The 22,111-nt window shown below is 63.3% G+C and carries 13 protein-coding genes; 6 read left to right on the forward strand and 7 right to left on the reverse strand.

The genetic code is table 11. The features are described from left to right. The first annotated feature begins 12 nt into the window (after positions 1–12). A complete protein-coding gene (locus ACYQ6J_RS13190; RefSeq protein ID WP_460184647.1) occupies positions 13–1,029 on the forward strand; it encodes a mevalonate kinase family protein in 1,017 nt (338 codons plus the stop codon). Positions 1,030–1,120: 91 nt separating this feature from the next. On the opposite strand, the gene ACYQ6J_RS13195 is transcribed toward ACYQ6J_RS13190, so the two are convergent. The 4 genes from ACYQ6J_RS13195 to ACYQ6J_RS13210 form a co-directional block, all read right to left on the reverse strand. Further along, entirely contained in the window at positions 1,121–1,594 is a 474-nt protein-coding gene (locus ACYQ6J_RS13195; RefSeq protein ID WP_460184648.1) for a carboxypeptidase-like regulatory domain-containing protein, read from the reverse strand. An 84-nt stretch (positions 1,595–1,678) separates the two neighbouring features. Continuing rightward, positions 1,679–2,647, reverse strand: coding sequence for a DUF1559 family PulG-like putative transporter (locus tag ACYQ6J_RS13200; RefSeq protein WP_460184649.1), 969 nt, complete (start codon positions 2,645–2,647; stop codon positions 1,679–1,681). Between the two features lie 107 nt (positions 2,648–2,754). Further along, the gene (locus ACYQ6J_RS13205) at positions 2,755–2,916 is read right to left on the reverse strand and encodes a hypothetical protein (protein WP_460184650.1); all 162 of its coding nucleotides are present in this window, start codon (positions 2,914–2,916) and stop codon (positions 2,755–2,757) included. A gap of 229 nt (positions 2,917–3,145) precedes the next feature. Further along, a complete protein-coding gene (locus ACYQ6J_RS13210) occupies positions 3,146–4,159 on the reverse strand; it encodes a DUF1559 family PulG-like putative transporter (RefSeq protein ID WP_460184651.1) in 1,014 nt (337 codons plus the stop codon). 560 nt (positions 4,160–4,719) lie between these two features. Here ACYQ6J_RS13210 and ACYQ6J_RS13215 point away from each other — a divergent pair. After that, positions 4,720–5,727 carry a leucine-rich repeat domain-containing protein gene (locus tag ACYQ6J_RS13215; RefSeq protein WP_460184652.1) on the forward strand — a complete coding sequence of 336 codons (1,008 nt, stop codon included), beginning with the start codon at positions 4,720–4,722 and terminating at the stop codon, positions 5,725–5,727. Here ACYQ6J_RS13215 and ACYQ6J_RS13220 read toward each other — a convergent pair. After that, entirely contained in the window at positions 5,706–7,208 is a 1,503-nt protein-coding gene (locus ACYQ6J_RS13220; protein ID WP_460184653.1) for an anthranilate synthase component I family protein, read from the reverse strand. The two genes, ACYQ6J_RS13215 and ACYQ6J_RS13220, sit on opposite strands and share 22 nt — an antisense overlap. Positions 7,209–7,217: 9 nt before the next feature. Next, a complete protein-coding gene (locus tag ACYQ6J_RS13225; protein ID WP_460184654.1) occupies positions 7,218–8,648 on the reverse strand; it encodes a DUF6513 domain-containing protein in 1,431 nt (476 codons plus the stop codon). 457 nt (positions 8,649–9,105) lie between these two features. Between ACYQ6J_RS13225 and ACYQ6J_RS13230 the strand changes: the two genes are divergently transcribed. From ACYQ6J_RS13230 to ACYQ6J_RS13240, 3 genes are all read left to right on the forward strand, one after another. Beyond that, a complete protein-coding gene (locus ACYQ6J_RS13230; protein ID WP_460184655.1) occupies positions 9,106–10,896 on the forward strand; it encodes a flagellar basal body P-ring protein FlgI in 1,791 nt (596 codons plus the stop codon). A gap of 223 nt (positions 10,897–11,119) precedes the next feature. Beyond that, positions 11,120–14,752 carry a chromosome segregation protein SMC gene (smc, locus tag ACYQ6J_RS13235; RefSeq protein WP_460184656.1) on the forward strand — a complete coding sequence of 1,211 codons (3,633 nt, stop codon included), beginning with the start codon at positions 11,120–11,122 and terminating at the stop codon, positions 14,750–14,752. A 649-nt stretch (positions 14,753–15,401) separates the two neighbouring features. Next, positions 15,402–15,974, forward strand: coding sequence for a response regulator (locus ACYQ6J_RS13240; RefSeq protein ID WP_460184657.1), 573 nt, complete (start codon positions 15,402–15,404; stop codon positions 15,972–15,974). A 186-nt stretch (positions 15,975–16,160) separates the two neighbouring features. Here ACYQ6J_RS13240 and topA read toward each other — a convergent pair whose 3' ends face one another. Beyond that, a complete protein-coding gene (gene topA, locus ACYQ6J_RS13245; protein WP_460184658.1) occupies positions 16,161–18,896 on the reverse strand; it encodes a type I DNA topoisomerase in 2,736 nt (911 codons plus the stop codon). Positions 18,897–19,360: 464 nt separating this feature from the next. On the opposite strand from topA, the gene ACYQ6J_RS13250 reads away from it, so the two are divergent. Beyond that, the gene (locus ACYQ6J_RS13250) at positions 19,361–22,060 is read left to right on the forward strand and encodes a peptidylprolyl isomerase (protein WP_460184659.1); all 2,700 of its coding nucleotides are present in this window, start codon (positions 19,361–19,363) and stop codon (positions 22,058–22,060) included. The last annotated feature ends 51 nt before the right edge of the window (positions 22,061–22,111 follow it).

The following is a 22,111-nucleotide window of genomic DNA, read 5'->3' on the forward strand; positions in this document are numbered from 1 at the left end:
AACGAATTCGCCATGGAATTAATTCGACGTTACGCCTACGCCCGTGCCGGTCTCCTGGGAAATCCTTCCGACGGATACCACGGCAAGACGATCTCGGCGATCATCCGCGATTTTCGCGCCGAGGCCGTGCTGTACGAATGGGACCGCCTGGAATTGGTGCTCAGCCAAGAGGATCAAAGCAAGTTCCGGTCGATCCGCGACTTGGCCCGGGACGTGCGTTTGCACGGTTACTACGGCGGCGTCCGCTTGGTCAAGGCCACCATTAAGAAGTTCGTCGAGTATTGCGACGCGCAGGGAATCGCGCTGCACGATCGGAATTTCTCCATCCGCTATCAGAGCACCATTCCCCGGCAGGTGGGCTTGGCCGGTTCCAGCGCCATCATCACCGCCGTGCTGCGCTGCCTGATGGATTTCTACGGCGTCACGATTCCGCGGCGCGTGCAGCCTTCGCTCATCCTCTCCGTGGAGACGGACGAATTGGGAATCGCGGCGGGCTTGCAGGATCGCGTGATCCAGGTGTACGAGGGTCTTGTGTACATGGATTTCGCCGAGGACAAGATGGAGGAAATCCAAGGCTACACGTGCGGCGTGTACGAACCGCTGGACCTGGACCTTTTGCCGCCGCTCTACCTGGCCTACGACCCGCGGATCGCCGAACCGACGGAGGTCATCCACAACGATCTTCGCGGGCGATACCGGCGCGGGGAACCTGCCGTCGTCCAGGCGATGTGCAAGTTTGCGGAATTCGCCGAACGCGGAAGGGAGGCCCTTTTGGCACACGACTGGCGCGAGTTCTCTCGCCTGATGGACGCCAACTTCGACCTGCGCCGTTCCATCCTGCGTCTGGCCCCGGATCACATTCGTATGGTGGAGACCGCTCGGCAATGCGGCGTCTCCGCCAAATTCGCCGGTTCCGGAGGCGCGATCGTCGGCATCTGTCCCGACGAGGCGACCTTCGAACGCTTGAAGGCCGCCATGAAAGCGATCGACTGCTTGGTGATTCGCCCCACTGTCCGACCGAAGGAATGATTGGGCCGGGAAACCGCCGTGGCAAGCAAGGGGTCGGGGCAGGTTGCGGGACGGACGACGGTCTCCCGGCGCGGGATGCGTTTGGCGCCGCTCAAGGCGACGTCAAGTCGAAGTCATAGGTCGTTTGGCTCGGCGTCACCTCGACGGTGAGCGTCGAGGCCTTGTTGTAACGGGCGGGAACCAACTCTTGGGGCGGAGCGGGGGTAGGCCCCTCGCCGCCTTGCTCACTTCCCCCGCCTTCGCCGTCGAACCCCACGTTCAGGCCGGGAATCCGCGTCGCCGTGCTGATGCGGACGATTTTGCGGCCTGCGGTGACGCCCTTCTTCCGCGAGTCCACTTGAAGTTGGTAGCGGCCCGATGCGTCGGTCAAGCCCACGCACACGGTCCCGCTTTCCGGGTCCTCGAACATGACCACGGCGTCGGGGAGCGGTTGTCCGTTCAGATTGACCGTCCCCGTACCCGATACCAAATCGAGCTTGGAATAGTCCACCGTGGGTTGCATGTTGCAACCGGAACCAAGCAAGACGGCGCAGAAAAGCGATATGCCAAGCAAAGTGTATCTCATGCCGTGTCCTCCGTTGTGAGCCTTCCGCCTCGAAGGCCGTTGAGCGGCGTCGGCCGAAGATCGTCTTATTGCCAATCGCCGATCTCAGAACGAACCGGGCGTCTCTTGTCCGTTGCGGGAACCGATTCCCTGATAGACGGCCAGGTCGATGGTATCGCTGAGAAATCGCACCGAACCGTCGCAGAAGGCAAAGTTGGCGCCGCCGGGGTGATAGCTGCCGAAAGAGATCTCCATCAGCACCCCGTGCACGGTGGGATCGCGCCAGGCATTGATTTTGGGATAGGTCGAGGCGAGGGCTTCGGAGTACTCCGTGCCCCCCTTGCCGCCTTGGACCCAACCGCCGGTCTGCGGTAGGCCGATCTGCCAGTAATCCATGCCCTGATTGTCCTTAACATACTCGGGATCGGTGTGCATTTCGCCGAACATGGCGGTGTTGCTGGTACCGTCCTTGCAATCGTCGAGTCGGATCTTGCTGTTGCCGAAAAGGACGCCGTCGAGCGGATACTGTTCGAGCGCGACCTGGGGGTGCCCCGGCGGGATGGTGCTCAAGTCGTCGGAGGCCGCCTGCGACGAGGCCACGCCGTTGTAGCTGGTGGGCACCCGGCCCGGAATGTTGTTGTAATCGAACCGCTCCGCAATCGGCAGGCTAGGGCAACGGAAGGCCGGGATGACGGTTTGGCACGCCTTGGTATTGGCGGAACCGGAGTCCCAATTACCCGGCCCGGATTCGTCGAAAATCAATGTATCGTAAAGATTCTTCTGCTCGATGTACGGCAAAAGCATCGCGTGCCACGATTGCTCCCGATCGCTGAAGCCGAAGGGGAGCACGCCGACCGCGCCGTGATAGTTGTGCATCCCAAGGGCCAATTGCTTGAGGTTGTTGGTGCACTGCGATCGTCGTGCCGCCTCGCGGGCGGCCTGCACGGCGGGGAGCAGCAGGGCGATCAAAATGCCGATGATCGCGATCACCACCAACAATTCCACCAAGGTGAAGCCCGGTCGGGCGCAACGGTCGGACTTTCTATAAGGAGCATTCAAGGAAAGACGCAGCATACGTATTCTCCTGAATAATCGGACGTCAATTTAGGCTTTCAAAAGAACAACCGCAATAAGCTGTAGCTTGACCGGCAGTCGAGTCTTTGCAGCCCGTTTCATGGGGTTCAACGTTGAGCACGTTCGGCGTCGAAGACTTGTTGATCCTCGGCCTGAATGGCGGCCTGTGTTTCAGGTGTCATGGGCGGCGGGGCGGGTGGGGTGCGATTGCAACCCGGCACGGTAAGCCACGCAACCAAAACCAAAAGAACGCAGCGAATCAAGGTCATGAGATTTATCCTCCATGTATCGCAATTTCGTCTTTCGTTATCCCGCCGTTCCACCCGACGTCGCGCTCTCCGCGAAAGCGGTCATGAGCAAGGTTGTCTGGATCGAAAACCAGGAAAGCGGCCTGGGATTACCCGCGGCGCTGTTAGGTAGCGACCTAGGCGGGATGTCGGGCGATGCACCGCGGGTAATCCGTCGGCCTGGCGGGTGGATCTGTGGATTCGGATCGCGTCAGTTTTCGACCGGTTCTCCGTCGTCGCTGAGGGACAGTCGGCGAAAGACCTCATGCTGGATCGTGAAGGACACGAATCGGACGCCGCCGTCGGCCATGCAAGCGTTCACTCCGCCCGGGTGCGACGATCCGAAGAACGGGTGCCACTGCCCCCACGTCCGCCCGCCGGGATCGGTGACGGTCGTCCATCCGCTGCCGGGGTTATAGGGGGCCTTGTTATCCGGAATCGGCGTAATGCCGTAGGTGGTGCCGTCGCTTAGCTTGCCTCCGCCGAACCGGACGATGTCCTCGTCCCAGCCCGCGTTGTTCCAGCGTTCGTTATCGCCGCCGTCGCTCCCGAAGGATTTCGGGTGCAACGCCTTTTCCGACACCATGATGGTGTTGGAGGAACCGTCGCGAATCAGTTCGACTCGGGTAGTGCCGCGGTCGGTCTGGATGATCACGCCGTGCTTTCCGCCGCTGCTGTTTGAGGATCGGATGTCGGCGGTATCGCGCTCACCGGCGTTTCCCGCATAGTCGCTGCGGTAGAACTTGCCGCTGCCGATGGGTTCCGGAATTCGGCGAGACGGGCAGTAATAAACCGTAACGGCTTGCTGGGCGACGATGTTTTCCTTCGAGTTCTGACCGGATCCAATGGTGGTCGGGTCGTCGGCGTCACCGGCCAGTTCGTACACCGTCCGCTGTTCTACGAACGGGAGGATGTGGTACCAAAAGCTCCAACCGTAGCGGGTGCGGGAATTGCAACAGGCGTCCAGCCCGTCGGGCTTGCGGTGGTCGCCGTCGCGGGCGCCGGTCGGCAAGCGGCCATACGTATCCTGAAAGTTGTGCATGGCCAATCCGATTTGCTTGAGGTTATTGGTGCATTGCGAGCGGCGCGCCGCCTCGCGCGCGGCCTGCACGGCGGGCAACAACAGCGCGATCAAGACGCCGATGATGGCGATTACGACCAACAACTCCACCAAGGTGAAGCCGACTCTGCGGCCCTTTCCGAAAGTGGGGACACGATACGACATGGCGACAACCTCCTACTCCTGACTCGGCGCCTCGCATTTCAGCCGACCGGACCGGCGCCTGTTCGCCCGACGACTACGTTTTTCCGCCGCTTCTTTCCGCTCGTTTCAGAGTCAATATAGGGACGAATTGTTAGGGAATTGTGAGAGAACTGTTAGAAATCTGTTAAAGATCCGACACAGTTCTGCGGTTGAAAAAAAGGTTGTGTCGCTGTCTTTCGCGATGTCTGGCAATGGCAAGCTAAAAGGGAAAGCTACGTGCTCGCGACATCGACGAGAGAATGCAATGGGAAGGGCGCTATCGCAGTCGCAAGAATCTCGAAAAGGCCGCGCGCAGCGCATCCACCTCGGGCTGACGCCTCCACCTCGGGGTGACGCACCCACCTCGGGGTGACGCCCAAGGCTCCCTGTTTCGTTCAAGGCTCGCGCTCGCGAAATGCGCTTGCGTTCTGCATCCGTTCCCTAAGCCGCCGGCTTGGCGTAAACTCGAAGAAGCGACGGCGGCTTGGCGGCTTGTCGCATTTCCCGTTCTCACTCCGATCACGCAGCCCGGAGACTTCGTCATGCCGTTTGCCATCCCCTTGCGTCCGCGGTCGCTTTCGTCCCAATGCGGTGCCTGGTTTGCGATTCTGATCTCGGCGCGCGTCCTTTGGGGATGTTCCGGGCCGAAGGAAGCCCCGCGGGCATCCGACACCCCTGCCGCGCCGACAGCATCCTCCCAGGAGGCATCGAAGGATCCCGCCGCGTCCCAACAAGAGGGCGCCGGTCCCGCCGCGAATGCCGCCCAAGCGACGCTGAGCGAAGTCGATGCGGAGGCGTTGACGGCACAACTCCGCGCAGCCAATCCGGGATTTCAAGGAGACGCCGTCATGGAGCAGCAAGGCGGTGAGGTCGTGGTTGCCGTCAATGACCCCGCGGTTGCCGACATCCGCCCCTTGGCCGGTTTGCGCATCCACAAGCTCGACCTGTTCCAATGCGGCGTCGAGGATTTGACGCCCTTGCAGGGGTTGCCTTTGACCGCACTGGCGATCGATCGCACCCGGGTCGTCGATTTGCGGCCGATCCAGGGTATGCCGCTGGAGTTCCTTTCGGCAAGCGAGACGGGCATCGAAGACCTCACGCCGCTCCGCGGCTGTCCGCTGCGACAACTCAATCTGGTTCGCACCAAGGTCCGCGACCTGACTCCCTTGGCGGGATGCCCGCTGCAAAGCCTGTGGCTGAACGACACTCCGGTTCAGGACGTTACCCCGCTGGCCACGACGCCGCTGGAAAGCCTCACCTTGGCGGGCACGGCGGTGGAGGATTTACGACCGCTGAAGGGCATGCCGCTCAAGCGACTCCACATTGCCCGAACGCCCGTCCAGGACTTGAGTCCGCTCCGCTGGCTGATGCTGGAACGACTCGTGTTCACGCCCTCGCGGATTCAAAACGGGCTGGATGTGGTCCGCGGCATGACGAGCCTGCGCGAAATCGGGACCGCCTTCGGAGAATCGGATTGGGGAATCGAAGATCGCCTCTACCCGCCCGCCGAGTTTTGGGAACTGCTCGATCAGGGTAAGTTGGCGGAGTAAGCGGCGTCTTTGCAGTGAGGCGAATCGAAGAGACCGCCGTTAAGGGCGGAGACCATCGCCCGGGCCTTGTGCCACGTTTCCGCGTACTCTTCGGCGGGATCGGACTGCGCCGTAATGCCGCCGCCGACGGGCACGATCCACCAATCGCGCTCCGCCAAGACCGTGCGGATCAGGATATTGAAATCGGCTTGGCCGGAGTACGATACGTAGCCCAGCGAACCGCAATACGGTCCTCGGGCATGAGGTTCCAACTCCGCGATGATTTCCATAGCGCGGATCTTGGGCGCCCCGGTGATGGAACCGCCCGGAAAGATCGATTGCATCACGTCGCGCCAGGTCTTGTCGGGCAGCAACTCGGATTCGATCACCGAGACGAGATGATGCACGCCGGCATACGACTCCACGCGGTTCCAGGCCGTTACATGGACGCCGTCGGCGCGGCTGACGCGCGACAGATCGTTGCGGAGCAGGTCCACGATCATGGTGTTTTCGGCCCGCTCCTTTTCCCCGCACGCAAGGGCCTGAGCCGATTCGGCGTCGCGCGCCGGGTCGCGGTGGCGCGGGCGCGTTCCCTTGATCGGTCGGGTCTCCACTCGACGGCCTTGTATACGGGCCAACCGCTCGGGCGAGGTGGACAGCAGTTGCCGCCCGCCGAGGTCCAAATAGCCGCCCATCGGCGCCGGGTTCTTGCGTCGCAAGGTCGTGTACGCCGCGAGTGGGTGGCAGGAGGCGGGGAGATACAGCCGTTGCGACAGATTGACCTGGAAGACGTCTCCCGCCCGAATGTAACGCACAATGCGCCGCACCGCCGCCGGGTATTCCTCTTTGGAGAAGTTGCTCCAAAGGCCGGACGCGACGGGCCTTACGGGACCGGGCGGAAATGCCGTCGATTCGATCGACTGCGACTGATCGCGTGGGCCGGTCGGCTCAACTCCCCCCTTGCGCGACGCCCGATCCAATAGAATCCGGAATCGGTTCGCCCGCGCTTCGGCCCGGCGTCGCCGCTCGATCGGCCCGGCCGCGGGAAACCCCTGCGAGATGAGCCAACTTCGTCGCTCTCGGTGATCGATCGCCAGCACAACGTCGTACAAACCCGCCCAAAAGAGCGGAAATCCTTGGTCGCAATAGGGCGGAGCGGGGATAGGCCGCTCCTCGAAGTATCGCCCCAGTTCATAGCTCCACAGGCAGATCAAGCCGCCCTGGAAGGGGCTGGGGCAAAGAGATTCGGACGTCGCATTCGCACGCGACACGGTTTCCGCAGCCTCCTGCAAGGTCCGCAGCGCGAGGGATGCCGAGGCGCCGGGAGGGATCGTCCAAACCTGGTAGGGATCGGCCGCCAAAAACGAGAATCGGCCGGTCGCCTCATGCGGCGCCGCGGCGTCCAGCCATGCGCAGTAGGGCAGTTCGGCCCACCGCGGCAACAGCGTCTCGATCTCCACGTACGGCGCTTCGTGAATCAGGGGCAAGGGGCCGGCGGACACGGGCGACTCCTACGTCTCCTCGCAGGCTTGGACGGCCTTCCGTCGGGCGAGACGACGCTGCCGCCGCTCGGCGCGGGACGGTTCGAGCACCGTGTGCATCCCCCAGTGCAGCGCCTCGTCCTGGGAATAGTTTTTGCCCAACAATCCGGCCACGGCGGCCTTGGCCATCTCGTAACCCAGGTAGAAGGCGGTCCGCGAATCTACGGATCGTTTGGCGGCGGAAGCGGCCTCCAAGAGTTGCTCGAAGACGTCGTAGGCGTCGTCGCCTCGGATGTCGCGGCCGAAACCCAGCACGCGCAACTCGCGCCCCGAGACGAACACACGCGGCGACGGGTCCGAGATCCGCGTCGCCAAATCGTCGACGAATTCGCGGTTGTCGGCGGGCTGAGGATCGCGGAGCATGGCCAACTGATAGTCTAGGTTGCGGATGGAAATCCCGTAGCGGCGCGCCGCGAACGTCAGGCGGCGAATCCAGTCGCATTCGCGGACGGACGTCCTGGCCGTATTCACGCTTTGCGTCGTGAGCACGAAGCGGAACCCCAACTCCTCGGCCAAGCCGAGCATCAAAAGCAGCATGGGGGCGGAATCAGCGCGGCTATGGATCAGCAGGGGGCACAGGTCCATGCTCAGCTCGGCGCCCTCCCATTTTGCGGCGGCCTCGTAGAGTTGGAAGATGCTGGGCGCGAAGCCCATCCCGATCGGCGTCAAACAGATCTGCAGTATCCAGGGCACTTTGTGCCGTTGGAGCCATCGGACCTTTTCCTCTACGCCGTCCCAGGTGCCGGGAAAGTCGGGCGTAACGACGGCGACGGTCTTGTGCCGTTTCCAGAGGTCGGCCGTCTCCAGACCGAAAGGTTCGACGTACTGCGCCCCCGCCTCGATGGCGGCTTGTTGCACCTTGGGATCCCTACTTCGCACCCACACCCGATGCCCCGACTGGGCCAAGGATCGGATGGTCGCCTTGGCGGCGGGCCAAGGCTCGCGGCTTTCGTGAGAAAGGACGATCACGTCCGCCCCGTCGTGCAGGAGCGATTCGGCCTGCTGGTGAATCAGCGGGCGCGAGTATTCCGAGGCCTCCTTGATCACCGCCGCAAGCCGCAGGCTATAATCCTCACCCACCGCCGCGGGACGATTCTTGTCCCGGAAGTAGCGCGGCAGGTCGTGCAGATCGGCAGGTCCGCGTTCCACACGGCGTCCCGTCCGCGACTCCAGAACCTCGCAATCTCCCCGGCAATGGCCCGGCAAAAGGATACGCGTCGCCGCCTCGGGGACCTCCAATCGCTCGGCCACCCAGCTTGTGCTCATTAGGGCGGCCACAGTGATGGGCATGACGGCCACGCTGTACTCGAAATCGAAACACTCCGCGAGATCGGGAAGCATGCGCCGCAGGGCAGGCTCGGCCAAGCGCCCCGTCACAAACAAGTAGTGTTCCGAACTCATGAGGAACGGCTCCTGAAAAAATTGTGCGGGCGGCATCGAATCCGGGTAAAAACGGCGGAGTGGGGCGAGGCGGGGACACGCGGACGCTCGGGCAAGCCGATCGGAAAAGGCCGGTCCGGGCGGGGGGCGCCTGAGGAACCAACTCACAACCGCCGCGGAATTGTCGCTCAATCTATCTTATGCTCCAAGTGAGATTTCGGCTCAAGCGAAAATTATTTGCTTAAGATTTCTTGGTAAGTCGCTCCTGCCCTACAAGCGGGGGGTGCCGCAACTGGTATTGTGGAAACCAGGGGGGTGCGGGTAACCTACCCGCCAACCGCCCAGTGTTCGCCGGGCCCGCCGCGCCGTGAGGCGGCGCGAACGGCGGGGCGGAGTCCGTCATCCAGGGATCGGGCAGGCGGTCGTCGCGGCGCCGCCGGTCCTATCGCGACCTATTTGGCAAGGATGCCATTCCACTATGAAGCCCGTCGTAAAGTGCCTTGCTATCGCCGTTCCCGGTCTTTTGTCGCTGGTCGTTTCCAGCGGCTGTTCGCTTTGGTCGCGGGGCGACGCGACACGCCGTCTCGACGAAGCCACAAGCGAGAACGCGGATATCGTCGGCGATTTGGCCGTCCCCTACGGCTTGCACCCCATTCCCGTCGAGGCCGTCGGCCTGGTAACGGGTTTGAGAGGAACCGGGAGCGACCCGCTGCCCTCGCCCGAGAGGCAATACCTCCTTTCCGAAATGCAACGTCGCGGCGTGGATTCGCCCAACACCGTGCTGGCCTCGCCGGATACCTCCCTCGTCCTGCTTCGGGGCTATCTGCGGCCGGGTATTCAGCGCGGCGACCGCTTCGATATCGAGGTTCGCGTGCCCTCCCGCAGCGAGACCAAGAGCTTGCTGGGCGGATACCTGCTGGAAGTCCCCATGCGAGAAATGGCGGTTTTGGGGGGCGCCATTCGCGAAGGTCGCGTTCTGGCGTCCGGCGAGGGACCGGTCTTGGTCGATCCCAACGCCGATCCCGCCAAGGACCCGATCTACGCCACCCGCGGCGTCATCCTGGGCGGCGGCGTGTCGCGCACCTCCCGCACTTTGGGGCTGGTTCTCAAGCCGGAACACCAATCGGTGTTCAACAGCGCCCGCATTCAAACCGTGGTCAATCGCCGCTTCTCCCTGGTCCATCGGGGAGTTCAAGAGGGCGTAGCCAAGGCCAAGACCAACGAATACATCGAACTGAAGGTGCACCCGCGCTACAAGGACAACATCGAGCGCTACCTGGCGGTGATTCGCGCCATTCCGCTGAAGGACAACGAGACGGACCGCGTCCGCCGCATCAGCGAACTGCAACAGCAATTAATGAACCCCGATACCGCCGCCTCGGCTGCCATCAAGTTGGAGGCGATGGGCAATCCTGCGCTCTCGGCGCTGAAGGAGGCCCTGCAATCGCCGCAAACGCCGGTCCGCTTCTACGCCGCCGAGGCGCTGGCCTACCTGGATTGCCCGGACGCCGCGCCCGTCCTCGGTCAGATCGCCCGCGACGAACCGGCTTTTCGCGTGTACGCCCTGTCGGCGCTGGGCACCTTGAACGACCTGGAATCGGTCGAGCAATTGCGGTCGATGCTGTCCTCGTCGAGCGCCGAGACCCGATACGGGGCCTTCCGCGCCCTTACCACGCTGAACCCCAACGACCCCGTCATCATGGGCGAGCGGTTGGGCGATCAATTCTGGTATCACGTTCTGAACGTGGACGGTCCCGCCATGGTCCACGTGACCAAGAGTCGCCGACCGGAATTGGTGATCTTCGGTTCCCACATCCGCCTCAATAACCCGCCGCTCCTCGAGGCCGGCAACCGGATCATGGTGACCAGTCGCGAGCCGGGCAAGATCGTGGTCTCCAAGTTCACTCCCAACGAACCCGATCAAAAGCGGTTCGTCTCGGACGACTTGGACGAGGTCGTTCGTGCCGTCGTGGAATTGGGAGGGACGTATCCCGAAGTGGTGCAAATGCTGCAACGGGCCAAGGCGGGCGGATACTTGACGGCGCGATTCGAGGTGGACGCCCTGCCGGAACCCGGGCGACGCTACGCGCCCCAATCCTCGCCGTCCGATCAGGAATTCCGCGGTCCTTTGGCGGAGGACGGGACGGATTTGAGCACTCCGGATGCGACCGCGGCCTTGGATGAGGAAAAGTCCGCGGAGGCGACGGCGGCGCCCCATCGCCCCGGCCTGTTGCGCCGTTTGGGATTGCGAAAGGACGCAAGCGAATGAGCGGGCGGGGTCATCGCGCCGGCGCGGTCATGACGCAACGCACTCGTGAAAGCGGCGGTTTTGGGTTATCCTGGGAGGATCGCGTTCGCCCGGGCCGTCTCGATCCCGGGCTGAGCGACCGGACCGCGGGTCGCCGGTCCGTCCCCGCGGCGCTCGTCGTCGCGGCAGTCTTTCGCCGGTTTCCCTTCCTCGATTCCTCCCTCAGAACCGCTTTGCCGTCGCAATGTTGAAAGCCCTGGAGATCGTCGGTTTCAAGAGCTTCGCGGAGCGAACTCGCTTCGAGTTCCGCCCGGGCATCACCGCGATCGTCGGCCCCAACGGTTCCGGAAAGTCCAACATCGTGGACGCCGTGAAATGGGTTCTAGGGGAGCAGAGCGTCAAGAGTCTCCGCGGGCGGGAAATGGCGGACGTGATCTTCAACGGGTCGGCGGGCAGACGTCCCCTCAATTCCGCCGAAATCACGCTCACGCTCGACAACTCCAAGGGTCTCCTGCCTCTCGACACGCCGGAAGTCCACATTACGCGGCGGGTCTATCGCGGCGGCGAGTCCGAGTATTTGATCAACCGCCGCGCATGCCGCTTGCGAGACATCCGCGACATTCTGGCGGGGACCGGACTGGCCACTCAGGCCTATTCCGTCATCGAGCAGGGCAAGATCGATCAATTGCTTCAGGCCTCACCGATCGAACGCCGCGCCGTCTTTGAAGAGGCCGCCGGTATCAGTCGTTTCAAGGCTAAGAAGCTCGAAACGCTTCGCCGCCTCGACCGCATCGACCAGAACCTCCTCCGCTTGGCCGACATCGTGGAGGAGGTGCAAAACCGCCTCCGCGTGGTGCGATCCCAAGCCGGCAAGGCCGAACGCTACCGTCGCCACACGGAACGCCTACGCGAACTGCGAACGCACGCCGCTCGCCTGGACTGGACCGAACTCAACCGACGCCTGGCGGCGCTGACGGAGAGCAGTCGTGCCGCCGCCGAGCAGCGCGAACGGGCATCTTCCGAGCAGGCCGCCTTGGAGAGCGAGTTGGCGCGACTGCAAGGCGAAGCAACGACCCTGGACGCGCAGAGTCGGGAATTGCAGGCCGCCGCCGCCGACTTGCGAGAGAAAATCGCCGCCGCCGAGGCCGCTATCGCCCATCAAATGGGACGACTCCGCGACACGGAGCGGGAAATCGGGCGCATGGGGCAGGCCTTCCTGGAACTCCACCGCCGCGTTCAAGAGTCGGTCGGCGTCCACGAATCGTTGGCCCGAACGGTCGGCGAAGTCGAAGAGCGCCGTCGCGAACTGGCGCGCACCCTGGCCGAAAGGGAACGCGATCTTTCCGAGGCCCTGGAAACCCTGGATCGCGTCCGCCTGCTGCACGAGCAGCGGCAGAGCACGCAGTGGGAGGAATTGCAGACCTCGTTGAACGCGGCGAACGCGGCAGCGCGGCTCGAAACCCGGTTGGAAACCGCCCGCGCCGAAAAGGATCGCATTGAAAAGGAATTGAGCGTCCTGCGGGAGCGGCGGCGGAGCTTGAGCGAGGAGATGGCCGGTTGGGAAGACCGGTTGGCGGAAGCGGAGCGCTGCGAGCAGGCCGCGGCCGAGAGGCTGGAGTCGCGGCGGTCCGAGTTGGCTCGAGTGGTCGCCGACTTGCAGGCCGTCGAAAGGCGGCGGCGCGAGTGGGAGCAGCATCAGGCCGCCCGCGGCGAGCGACGCGCCGTCTTGCAGCAACTGGAAAGCCGCCGCGAGGGGGTCGAACCGGGCGTCAAGGAATTCCTGCGGTTGCTGCAAGAGGGTTCGCCGGAGGATCGCGCCCGCGTGCGGGGATTGGTGGCCGATCTTTTGCGGGCCGAATTTCAGGCCGCGCTGCTGGTGGATGCCGCCCTGGGCGAATCGGCGCAGTACGTCGTGGTGACGGATAGCGCCCCGCTGTTCGAGCGTTGGCTCGGCGGCGCGGCGCCGGCGGGTCGGGTGGCCTTCCTTCGGCTCGACGTGTTGGCATGCCGCGAGCAAAGCGACCAAGAGCAAACGCTGTTCGCCGATCTGCCGGGCGTGCTGGGCCGGGCCGCCGACTTCGTGGAGACCGACCCCGACTGCGAACCGCTCAAGCGGCGACTGCTGGGAAACGTGTGGTTCGTCGATACGCTGGCCACTGCCCTCCGCTTGAGCGACCCCGCGGGAACGGCCCGCTTCGTCACTTTGGCCGGCGAGGTCGTGGAAGCCGATGTCGTCATCGCCGGGCCGAAGAGCGCCGGCGGCGGCTTGGTCAGCCGCAAAAGCGAGCTCCGCGCCCTGGACGAGGAATTGCAACGCTTGGCCGAGGCTCTGGCCCGCGTTACGAGCGAAGAGGCCGCCCTTCGCGAGCAGGTTGCGCAGGAGCAAGCGGCCTTGGCGAAAGCCGAGGCCGAGAGCGAACGAGTCCGCAGCGAATTGACGGAGTGCCGTCATCGCTTGGCCGCGCTCCGCTCGCGATGGGAGGAGGCCGAACCGCAAGTCCGCGACCTGGAGGAGCAATCGAATCAAGTCGCGCGCGACATCGACCAGACCGCCCGTCTCTTGGAACAAGCCCTCCGCGAGAAGGCCGAGGCCGACGGTCGCGCGCGGCAGGCCGAGGAACTGTTGACCCAAGCGGCGCAAGAGTTGTCCGCCGCCGAATCGGCCGTTCGCGATCGCACGAAAATCGTCACGGACTTGAAGGTCGAACTGGCCAAGTGCGAGGAGCGTTTGCGGAACCTGCACGCGGAGCGACGACGCCAAGAGGAGGCCGGTCGCGAACGATTGCGCGAAAGGGACGAATTGTGGGAGCTCCTCAGCGAGTCGGCGCGCAGATGCCGCGCCGCCGAGCGTTCCATCCTCGCCGTCGAATCCCAGTTGGCCCTGACCTGCTCGCGGAAGGAGGCCGTCCTTCGAGACCTGCTGGAAGTCTCACGACAACGGGCGACTTTGGAGGAAAATCGCGTCCGCGCCTCGCGGCGACTGCAAGCCGTCGCCAAGGAAGTACACGCCGCGGAGGCCGAACTGCATCGGCTGGAACTAGAGAGCAGCGGAGTCATTCACGAAAAGACGGCTCTGGCCTCGCGGTTGCGCGAGGACTACGGAATCACGCCCGCGGAACTGGATCGCCCCTCCGCCTTGGAAGACGATCGCGGTCGGGAGGAAATCCAGGCCGAAATGGACGACCTGCGGCGCAAGATTCACCAGCTGGGAAACGTCAATTTAGAGGCCCTGGAGGAGCTTTCCCAATTGGAGCGGCGATACGAAACGCTGTCCGAGCAATACCAGGATCTCACATCGGCCAAGACCTCCCTCCAGCGGATCATCGACCGCATCAATACCGACAGTCGCCGCTTGTTCCTGGCCACGCTGGAATCGGTGCGGGAACACTTCGGGGTACTGTTTCGCGAACTGTTCGGGGGAGGGCAGGCCAGCATCGAATTGGAAGAGGGCGTGGACGTCCTGGAGAGCGGCATCGAAATCGTGGCGAGGCCCCCCGGCAAGGAGCCTCGCAGTATCTCCCTTCTTAGCGGGGGTGAAAAGACACTCACCTGCGTGGCCCTGCTGTTGGCCATGTTCCGCAGTCGCCCCAGCATGTTTTGCGTTTTGGATGAGGTCGATGCGGCCTTGGATGAGGCCAACATCGATCGTTTTGCGAAGGTCTTACGTGATTTCCTGTCCGTAACTCAGTTTCTCATCATCACGCATTCGAAGAAGACGATGACGTGCGCGGACGCCATTTACGGGATCACGATGGAGGAATCGGGCGTCTCCAAACGGGTCTCCGTGCGGTTCGAGGACGTCAGCGAAAACGGCGAATTCGTTCCGCGCGGCGAGGATGAGCCTGCATCCGCACCGGAAGCGGACCAAGCCGCCTGACCGATTTTCTCTCCGCATCTCGCCCCGGCACCGTCTCTTTCGCCGGGCAAATACTCTTCGTCTTCCGCAGGCTCGCCGCGACCGCGCTTTTTGTTACAACGCCCATATTCCGCAAGGACGTGGAAAGATTCTAAAGTGCGAGCGGATAAAAAATCGAAACTAACAATCGGAGCGTTTGTTCCTTGCCACGCGGAGGAAACAGAAGCTTGGCATGGAGCGGTTGTCAGGGGGGAAAACGCAAGGAAACCCGCCGGTCTCGTCCCGATTGAAGGGAAGAGACCAAGAGTTCTTCTCGCATTTTCTCTCCCGATTTTTTCGGACCATCCGGTCTCGCTTGTGGAAGTCGGTGTAGTAATTGGCTGGGTCGAATTGAACCTTCCCCATTTTACGAATTTTCACTGACTTCCAGGCAACCGGGGAGCCGATGTCATTGATGAGGCGCGGGTCAGAAGGAGCTGTACCACGGCCGACGAAGTAAGCGGTCACCTCGCACGCCCCGACCCAGGGGTCTTCCCAAAGAGGACGGATGTCGCGCCGCACGACGGAGCGAGCGGCAAGGGACGGGAAGGCCGCGGGGCGCGGAGGAGCGGTCGGTAGAGAGGCCGACCGGAGAATTCATTGGATCTAGTGACAGTTTGGAGAGCCTGCAATGAAGGTCTTCACTACAGGTCAGGTTGCCAAGATCTGTAAAGTTGCCCCGCGCACCGTCAGCAAATGGTTCGACTCGGGTCGCCTTAAAGGGTACCGCATTCCCGGTTCCCAGGATCGCCGCATCCCGCGCGAGTACCTGATCAAGTTCCTGCGGGAACATGGAATGCCCCTGGGTGAATTGGAGGACGAAACGACCGCCAAGGTCTTGATCGTCGCCCAGGATCAGTTGCTGATCGAGAATCTGAAGCGCGAACTGCCGCCCGAACGCGCGTTCAAAGTGGCGGTCGCCTCCAGCGGTTTCGACGCCGGCATCCAGGCCGAGAGTTTTCGCCCGGACTGCATCGTCGTCGATTTCTCGATCGGCAAGACGGAAGGCTTGCAGATCTGCCAGCACGTCCGCCGCAACGGCGAATTCAACGACGTGGTGCTGATCGCCCTCCTTCCCGACGATGGAAGCTCCATGAGCTTCGACCGATCGGCGATCAACGAGACGTTCAAGAAGCCGTTCGACGCCGGGCTACTGGCGGAACGGATTCGCAGTCTGGTCGGTGCCCGAAAAGAATTGGTTTGATCTCGACCGTCGCCACCGACGGCCGCTGCCTCGCCGGTTCCCGCTAAGCCGTTGCGGACGGACCCCCGTAACGGATAATTTCCCGCGGCGTCACGCCGCGGGTTTTGTTTTCTTGCCGTTGCGTGAACGCCTCGGCGCCTCTCGCGTCGTGCCGCGGTCGCAGCTTCGCATCCGATTGCGAGGGCGTCACGTTCCCTCAGCCCGCTTGCTCGACCTCTTTGCGGCGGTCTTCCGGGCGGTCTTCTTGACGGCGGTCTTCTTCACGCTCTTCCGCGCGGCGGAACCGCCGCCGGCGGCCTTTTTTGCGGTCTTCCGCCGACCGCCCCGCGATCCGCCCGCCGCCGCCTTTTCCGCCAACCACGGCAAGGCCGACTCCAGCGTGACCTCGTCCGGCGGGACGGACTTGGGCAACGAGCAATTGGTGACGCCGTCGGTGACGTACGGGCCGTATCTGCCGGACATCAACTTGACGGGCTGACCCGTCACCGGCGAGATCCCCAATTCGCGAAGGGCCTCGATGCGTCGCCGCCGGGTTCCCTTCGGCTGCGCCAAAAGCTCCAAGGCCTGCTCCAGCGTGATATCCAGCACGGAGAGGTCCTCCGGAATGGATCGCGTCTCGCTCCCACACTGGAGATACGGGCCGTAGCGTCCCAGTTGCGCCACCACCGGTTCGCCGCTTTGCGGATGAGTCCCCAGCGTTCGGGGCAGCGACAGCAGCTTCATGGCGATATCCGGAGTCACATCCTCCGGTCGCATCTTCTTGGGCAGCGAGACGTATTCCGGCTTTTGTTCGCCACCGCCCTCCCCCCGCTGAACGTAAGGGCCGTACCGACCGGTCTTCACGTAGATCGGTTTCCCCGTTTCGCTACAGAAGCACAGCGGTTGTTCGGCCATTTCCGCCCGGCCCAGCAACTCCAGGGCCTTTTCGGGCGTCAACTCATCGGGCGGGAGATCGTCGGGAATGCTTCCGCGGCGCTCGCCGTATTCCAAGAACGGCCCGTACTTGCCCACCCGCACCCAAATGCCCGGATCGTCTTCGCTCGCTCCCGGCGGACGCCCGATGAACACACGGGAGGCCTCCCGCGCGTCGATTTCCTCGACCTTGCTGGCCAGCAAGGGTTTCAAGCCCGGTCGATCATTGCCGAAGTAGAACCGCCGCAGGTAATCGACCCAGCGCAACTCGCCGCGACTGATGGCGTCCAGGGCGTCCTCCATCTCCGCCGTGAACAGGTAGTCGATCAGGGAGGGCAAGTGCCGCTCCATGAGTTGGACCACGGTGACGGCGGTCCAGGTGGGAACCAAGGCGTTCGCCCGTTTGAAGACGTATCTTCGCTCCAGAATCGTATCGATAATGGAGGCGTAGGTGCTGGGCCGACCGATGCCCATCTCTTCCAAGGCCCGAGTCAGCGCCGCTTCCGTGTAGCGCGGCGGCGGTTGCGTCACGTGTCCGTTGGGGATGACTTCCAGCGGCGTCAATTGCTGCCCCGGTCGCAGCGGCGGCAACACGGTCTCCCGGTCGGCCAACTCGGCCTCCGGATCGTCCGCGCCCTCCACATACACCCTCAGGTAGCCGGGAAACTCGATTGTCTTGCCCGAGGCTTGGAAAACCACTCCGTCCGCATCGATCTGGGCCGACACGCGCCGTCCCCGGGCGTCGGACATCTGGCAGGCCACCGTCCGTTTCCAGATCAGATCGTAGAGTCGCAATTCTTCGGGAGACAATTCGCCTCGCAGGGACTCGGGCAATCGCAACTCGGTCCCGGCAGGGCGGATGGCCTCGTGCGCCTCCTGGGCATTCTTGACCTTGGTGGCGTAGATCCTCGGCGAGGAGGAGAGATACTCCTCCCCGTACAGAGATCGAATCGTCTGCCGGGCGGCGGCGACCGCTTCCTGCGACAGGCTCGTGGAATCGGTACGCATGTACGTGATGTAACCGTTTTCGTACAACCGCTGGGCGATCTGCATGGTCGTCCGCGCGGTATAGCCGAATTTGCGGTTGGCTTCCTGTTGCAGCGTGCTGGTCGTGAACGGCGGATAGGGTCGGGTAACGTACGGCTTTTCCTCGACCTGAAGCACCTTCCAAACGGCGCGGCGCACCCTCTCGGCCACGGATCGGGCCGCCTCCTCATCCAGCAAAATGACGCTCGACGTCTGGGCGTCCTCGGCGACCTTCAGTTTTCCGGTCGTGGGATCGAAGTCCCGCCCGGAGACGATCCGCCGTCCGTCCACGGACGCCGATACGGCGGGGAACGACTCGCCGGAAGCGGTGGCCAAGACCGCCGCAATGTCCCAATAGCCGGCCCGCACGAAACTCATGCGACGGCGTTCCCGATCGACGATCAATCGCACGGCGACGCTTTGCACCCGCCCGGCGGAGAGTCCTCGCCGCAATTTGCGCCACAACAGCGGCGACACCTCGTAGCCGAACAAGCGATCCAATATCCTTCGCGCCTCTTGCGCCCGGACCAGGTTCTCGTCGATTTCGCGCGGAGACTCCAAGGCCCGCAAAATGGCGCGTTGCGTGATTTCGTGAAAGACCAATCGCCGCACGGGCACGCGCGGTTGCAAGACCTGACACAAGTGCCAACTGATGGCCTCGCCTTCGCGGTCTTCGTCCGTAGCGAGCAGCAGTTCCGAGACGTTCTTGATCGCGTCCCTGAGTTTGGCGACCTGCTTTTTCTTTTCCTTGGGAACGACGTAGATCGGTTCGAAATCGTTGTTCACGTTGACGCCGAGATAGGCCCACTGTTGCCCCCGGTATTCCGGCGGACACTCTTTGGCGCCCTCGGGCAAATCGCGGATGTGACCGATGCTGGCCTCGATTCGATACTCCGGTCCGAGAAATCGGCTGATGGTCCGAGCCTTGGCCGGAGATTCCACGATGACGAGCCGACTCGGCGTGCCCGATTGCTTTTTCGCCATGACAGTTCCAGTTTTCAGAAGTTATTCCACATCGCGCCGGAGGCTATCTTCACGACCGTTCCCGGCAGGAGGCGTCCGGTGTGGGCCGCCGGGTCGCAGTCCGCGCCCCGCGTTCCGAATCGCCGAATGCAACGGAGCCATCTCTCCCGGCGTCGCCGACGAACCGACCCGCACGCTTATGCGATCGTGTGGGGCCGGTCGACCGGATTTCCCATGTTTGCCCGCCCCAACGTCGCGACGTTGGCATTTGCAATTGTTAGAAAGCAATTTAGAATGACCGTTCCGCTTTCGTCGGGGAACGGGGGCCGGTTCGGCATGACCCGTCCAAACGTTACAATTGCGGTTTTCGGGAGAAGTGTCAAGGCGGAAGGATCCCCCTCACAACGGCGGGTACCTTTCGACGACCAACGTTTTTCATCGCATTCAATCAGCCGAATCGCTACCAGGAGCGTAAAACACCCACCATGGCCAGTCCCTTCAAAATCTTTCGAAAGAATGCCAAGGTCCTGTTGGTCGGCTTATTCTTGATGTCGATGATCAGTTTCGTGATCATCCCGGCTTTGCTGGAGTACCTGGGCGCGACGCGCGGCTCCAGCACCCCCCCGGTCGTCGTCACGCAGCGATTCGGAAGCCTCACGGAACAGCAGGTGGACGGTCTCTTGATGGGCCAGGCCGCCGTCCAGCGATTTCTGGAGGCCCTGCAAGACTACGTGACCCGCCGCCAGGGCAACCCCATGCAGATCACCATGTTCCGCCAAACGCTAGGCGAGCTTTCGGAAGAGCAGGTCGTGCGCCTGTGGCTCCTTGCCCGGTATGCCGAAGCGGCGGGCATGGCGATTTCGGATCCCGCCGTCAATCGATACATTCAAGACCTCCTGAACTCCACGGGAGTCGCCATCTCGCCGCAAGACCTCCAGGCCTTGATGGCTCAGCAACGCATCGACGAGAACGCACTGTTCTCCGGCATGAACCTGGCTTTACTGGCTATTCGCTATGCCGAATTGAGCGGGGTGGACCCGTGGCGATTCCTGCCGGGGTACGCGGGCGAGACGCCGGGCCAGCGGTGGGACTATTTCCTGCGACTGCGTCGCATGGCCTCGGTGGAACTCGCGGAAATCCCCGTCGAAAAGTTCGCCCAAAAGGTGACGCCTCCCACCGACGCCCAACTGCGGCAGCTTTTCGAAAAGTACAAAACGCGATTGCCTCAACCCAATAGCCCCGATCCCGGTTTCAAGGTCCCCGAGAAGGTTCGCTGCGAATATCTCAAGGGCGACCTTGCGATGTGGTTGGAACGGACGTCGGTATCGGAAGAGGAGTTGCGCCGCGTGTACGAAGAGCGGAAGGACGAGCTATTCCTCGCACCGCAGACATCCTCGGCCCTGCCGAGTGCCGCAACTCCGGCCGGTCCGGCGCTTCCCAGTCCGCAAGATACGTCGCCTGCAACGACCGCGCCTCCATCGAGCGAGAGCACCGCACCGGAAAGCGGTGATGGCGGACAGGCCGCTCCCGCGCCGTCCCAGACCATGCAACCGGAGTCAGCGCAACCGGAAGCGACTGCGCCCGCCGAGCAACCCGGCGGTGAAAGCGGTGCAGCGACTGCCCCGCCGTCCACGCCGCAGTCCCCCGGTGCCGCCGAGAATCCGAGCACCGAAGCCCCGGAGATGCCGGTCCCGGAAACCGCTCCCGAGTCGCCGCAAGAGGGCGCGCCGAGCGGCACCCCTCCCGAGTCGACCGGCGACCCCGCGCCCGCGGAATCGGCCCCGGCAAGTGAAGCCGCTCCGGAATCCTCTCAGAAACCGCCCGAGAAGCCGGCCGCGGAAGAGTCCTCGGACACGCCCGCCGGGTCCACGGAAGGCGGCTCCGACCAGAAGGCCCCGTCCTCGTCGGATCAGTCTCGTACGGAATCCAAGCCCGTCGTGCGCCTGGTTGGGTTTATGGAGGAGAGTCCCGCGCAGCCCGAAGAATCGCCGACCTCGCCTTCGGAATCTTCGCCCGCCGCGTCCGGCGATGCCGCAACCGCCCCCCCCGCCGTAAGCCCGCCCGCGGTCAATCCGCCCGCCGAACCGGCCCCTGGGTCGCCCCCGGGATCGACGGCGGCGCCCGCTTCCCCGCCCGGTGAGAATCCACCCGCGACGACGGCAACGCCCAAGTATCGCCCCTTCGAGGAAGTGCGGGATGAGGTGCGGCGAATCATCGCGTCGGAGCAAATGCGGGCGGCGCTGGACAAGATCGAAGAGGAAATGCGTCGCTATCAGGTGGCCTACGGGAACTACTTGTCGGCGGTGGAGTCGGCCAAGGAGAGCAAGGCTACGCCGCCCAATCCCCCGGAGCGTCCCAATCTGGAGGAAATCGCACGCCGCGAGGGGTTCCAGTACGGCAAGACAGAACTCCTGCCGCGCTGGGACATCGAGGCCCTGGATATCGGCAAATCCGTGGATTCGCAGGGAGTGACGTTCGCTCAGGTGATCTTCGACCTGCGTGAATTCCTCACGGCCCGAACCTTCGATGTCAACCAGAATCAATACCTGGCGTGGCCGATCGAACGCGTCGAGGAACACGTGCCCGAATTCACCGATTCGGGCGTCCGAGAAGAGGTGCTTCGAGCGTGGGGGCTGATCGAGGGCCGCAAACTCGCCGACAGCGAGTGCGCCGCCTTCGCTTCCGAGGCCGAAAAATCCGGGAAGACGTTGGCCGAGTTTTTCGCCGGCAAGGATGAGTTCAAGGACGTTCGGATCGTCCCCGAGACGGAACCTTTCACCTGGATGACGTACGGCGAATTGGATTTGGCCTGGGCGGCGTCGCGCCCGCCGTTCCTCAGTTCCATCAAGGCCAAACGCAAGGACCCGGCCAGCGGCTTGGTGGTGGACGAGGACGCCGTGGATCAGCCGGGCAATGACTTCATGGCGGCGGTATTCGCGCTGCAACCCGGCCAAGTCGGCTTCGCCTGGAATCAGCCGCGCTCCAGGGTGTATTTGGTACGGGTGATCGAAATGCAACCGCCGGCGGCCCAGCTTTACGATGCCTTCGTGCGACAAAACCAGCAGACGTACATGTCGGTTTCCTGGTACGACCGCATCGAGGCCTACAGTCGCTGGAGCCGAAATCTGGAAGAGCAGGCGGGCTTGCGGTGGAATCGGGCGCCGTCCCGCGCCGCCCGCCGTTGAGGATGCCGTCTCGCCGCCGTGCGACGCGATATCCGGCCCGCTGCGAAACCC

Source organism: Thermopirellula anaerolimosa, from assembly GCF_054657335.1.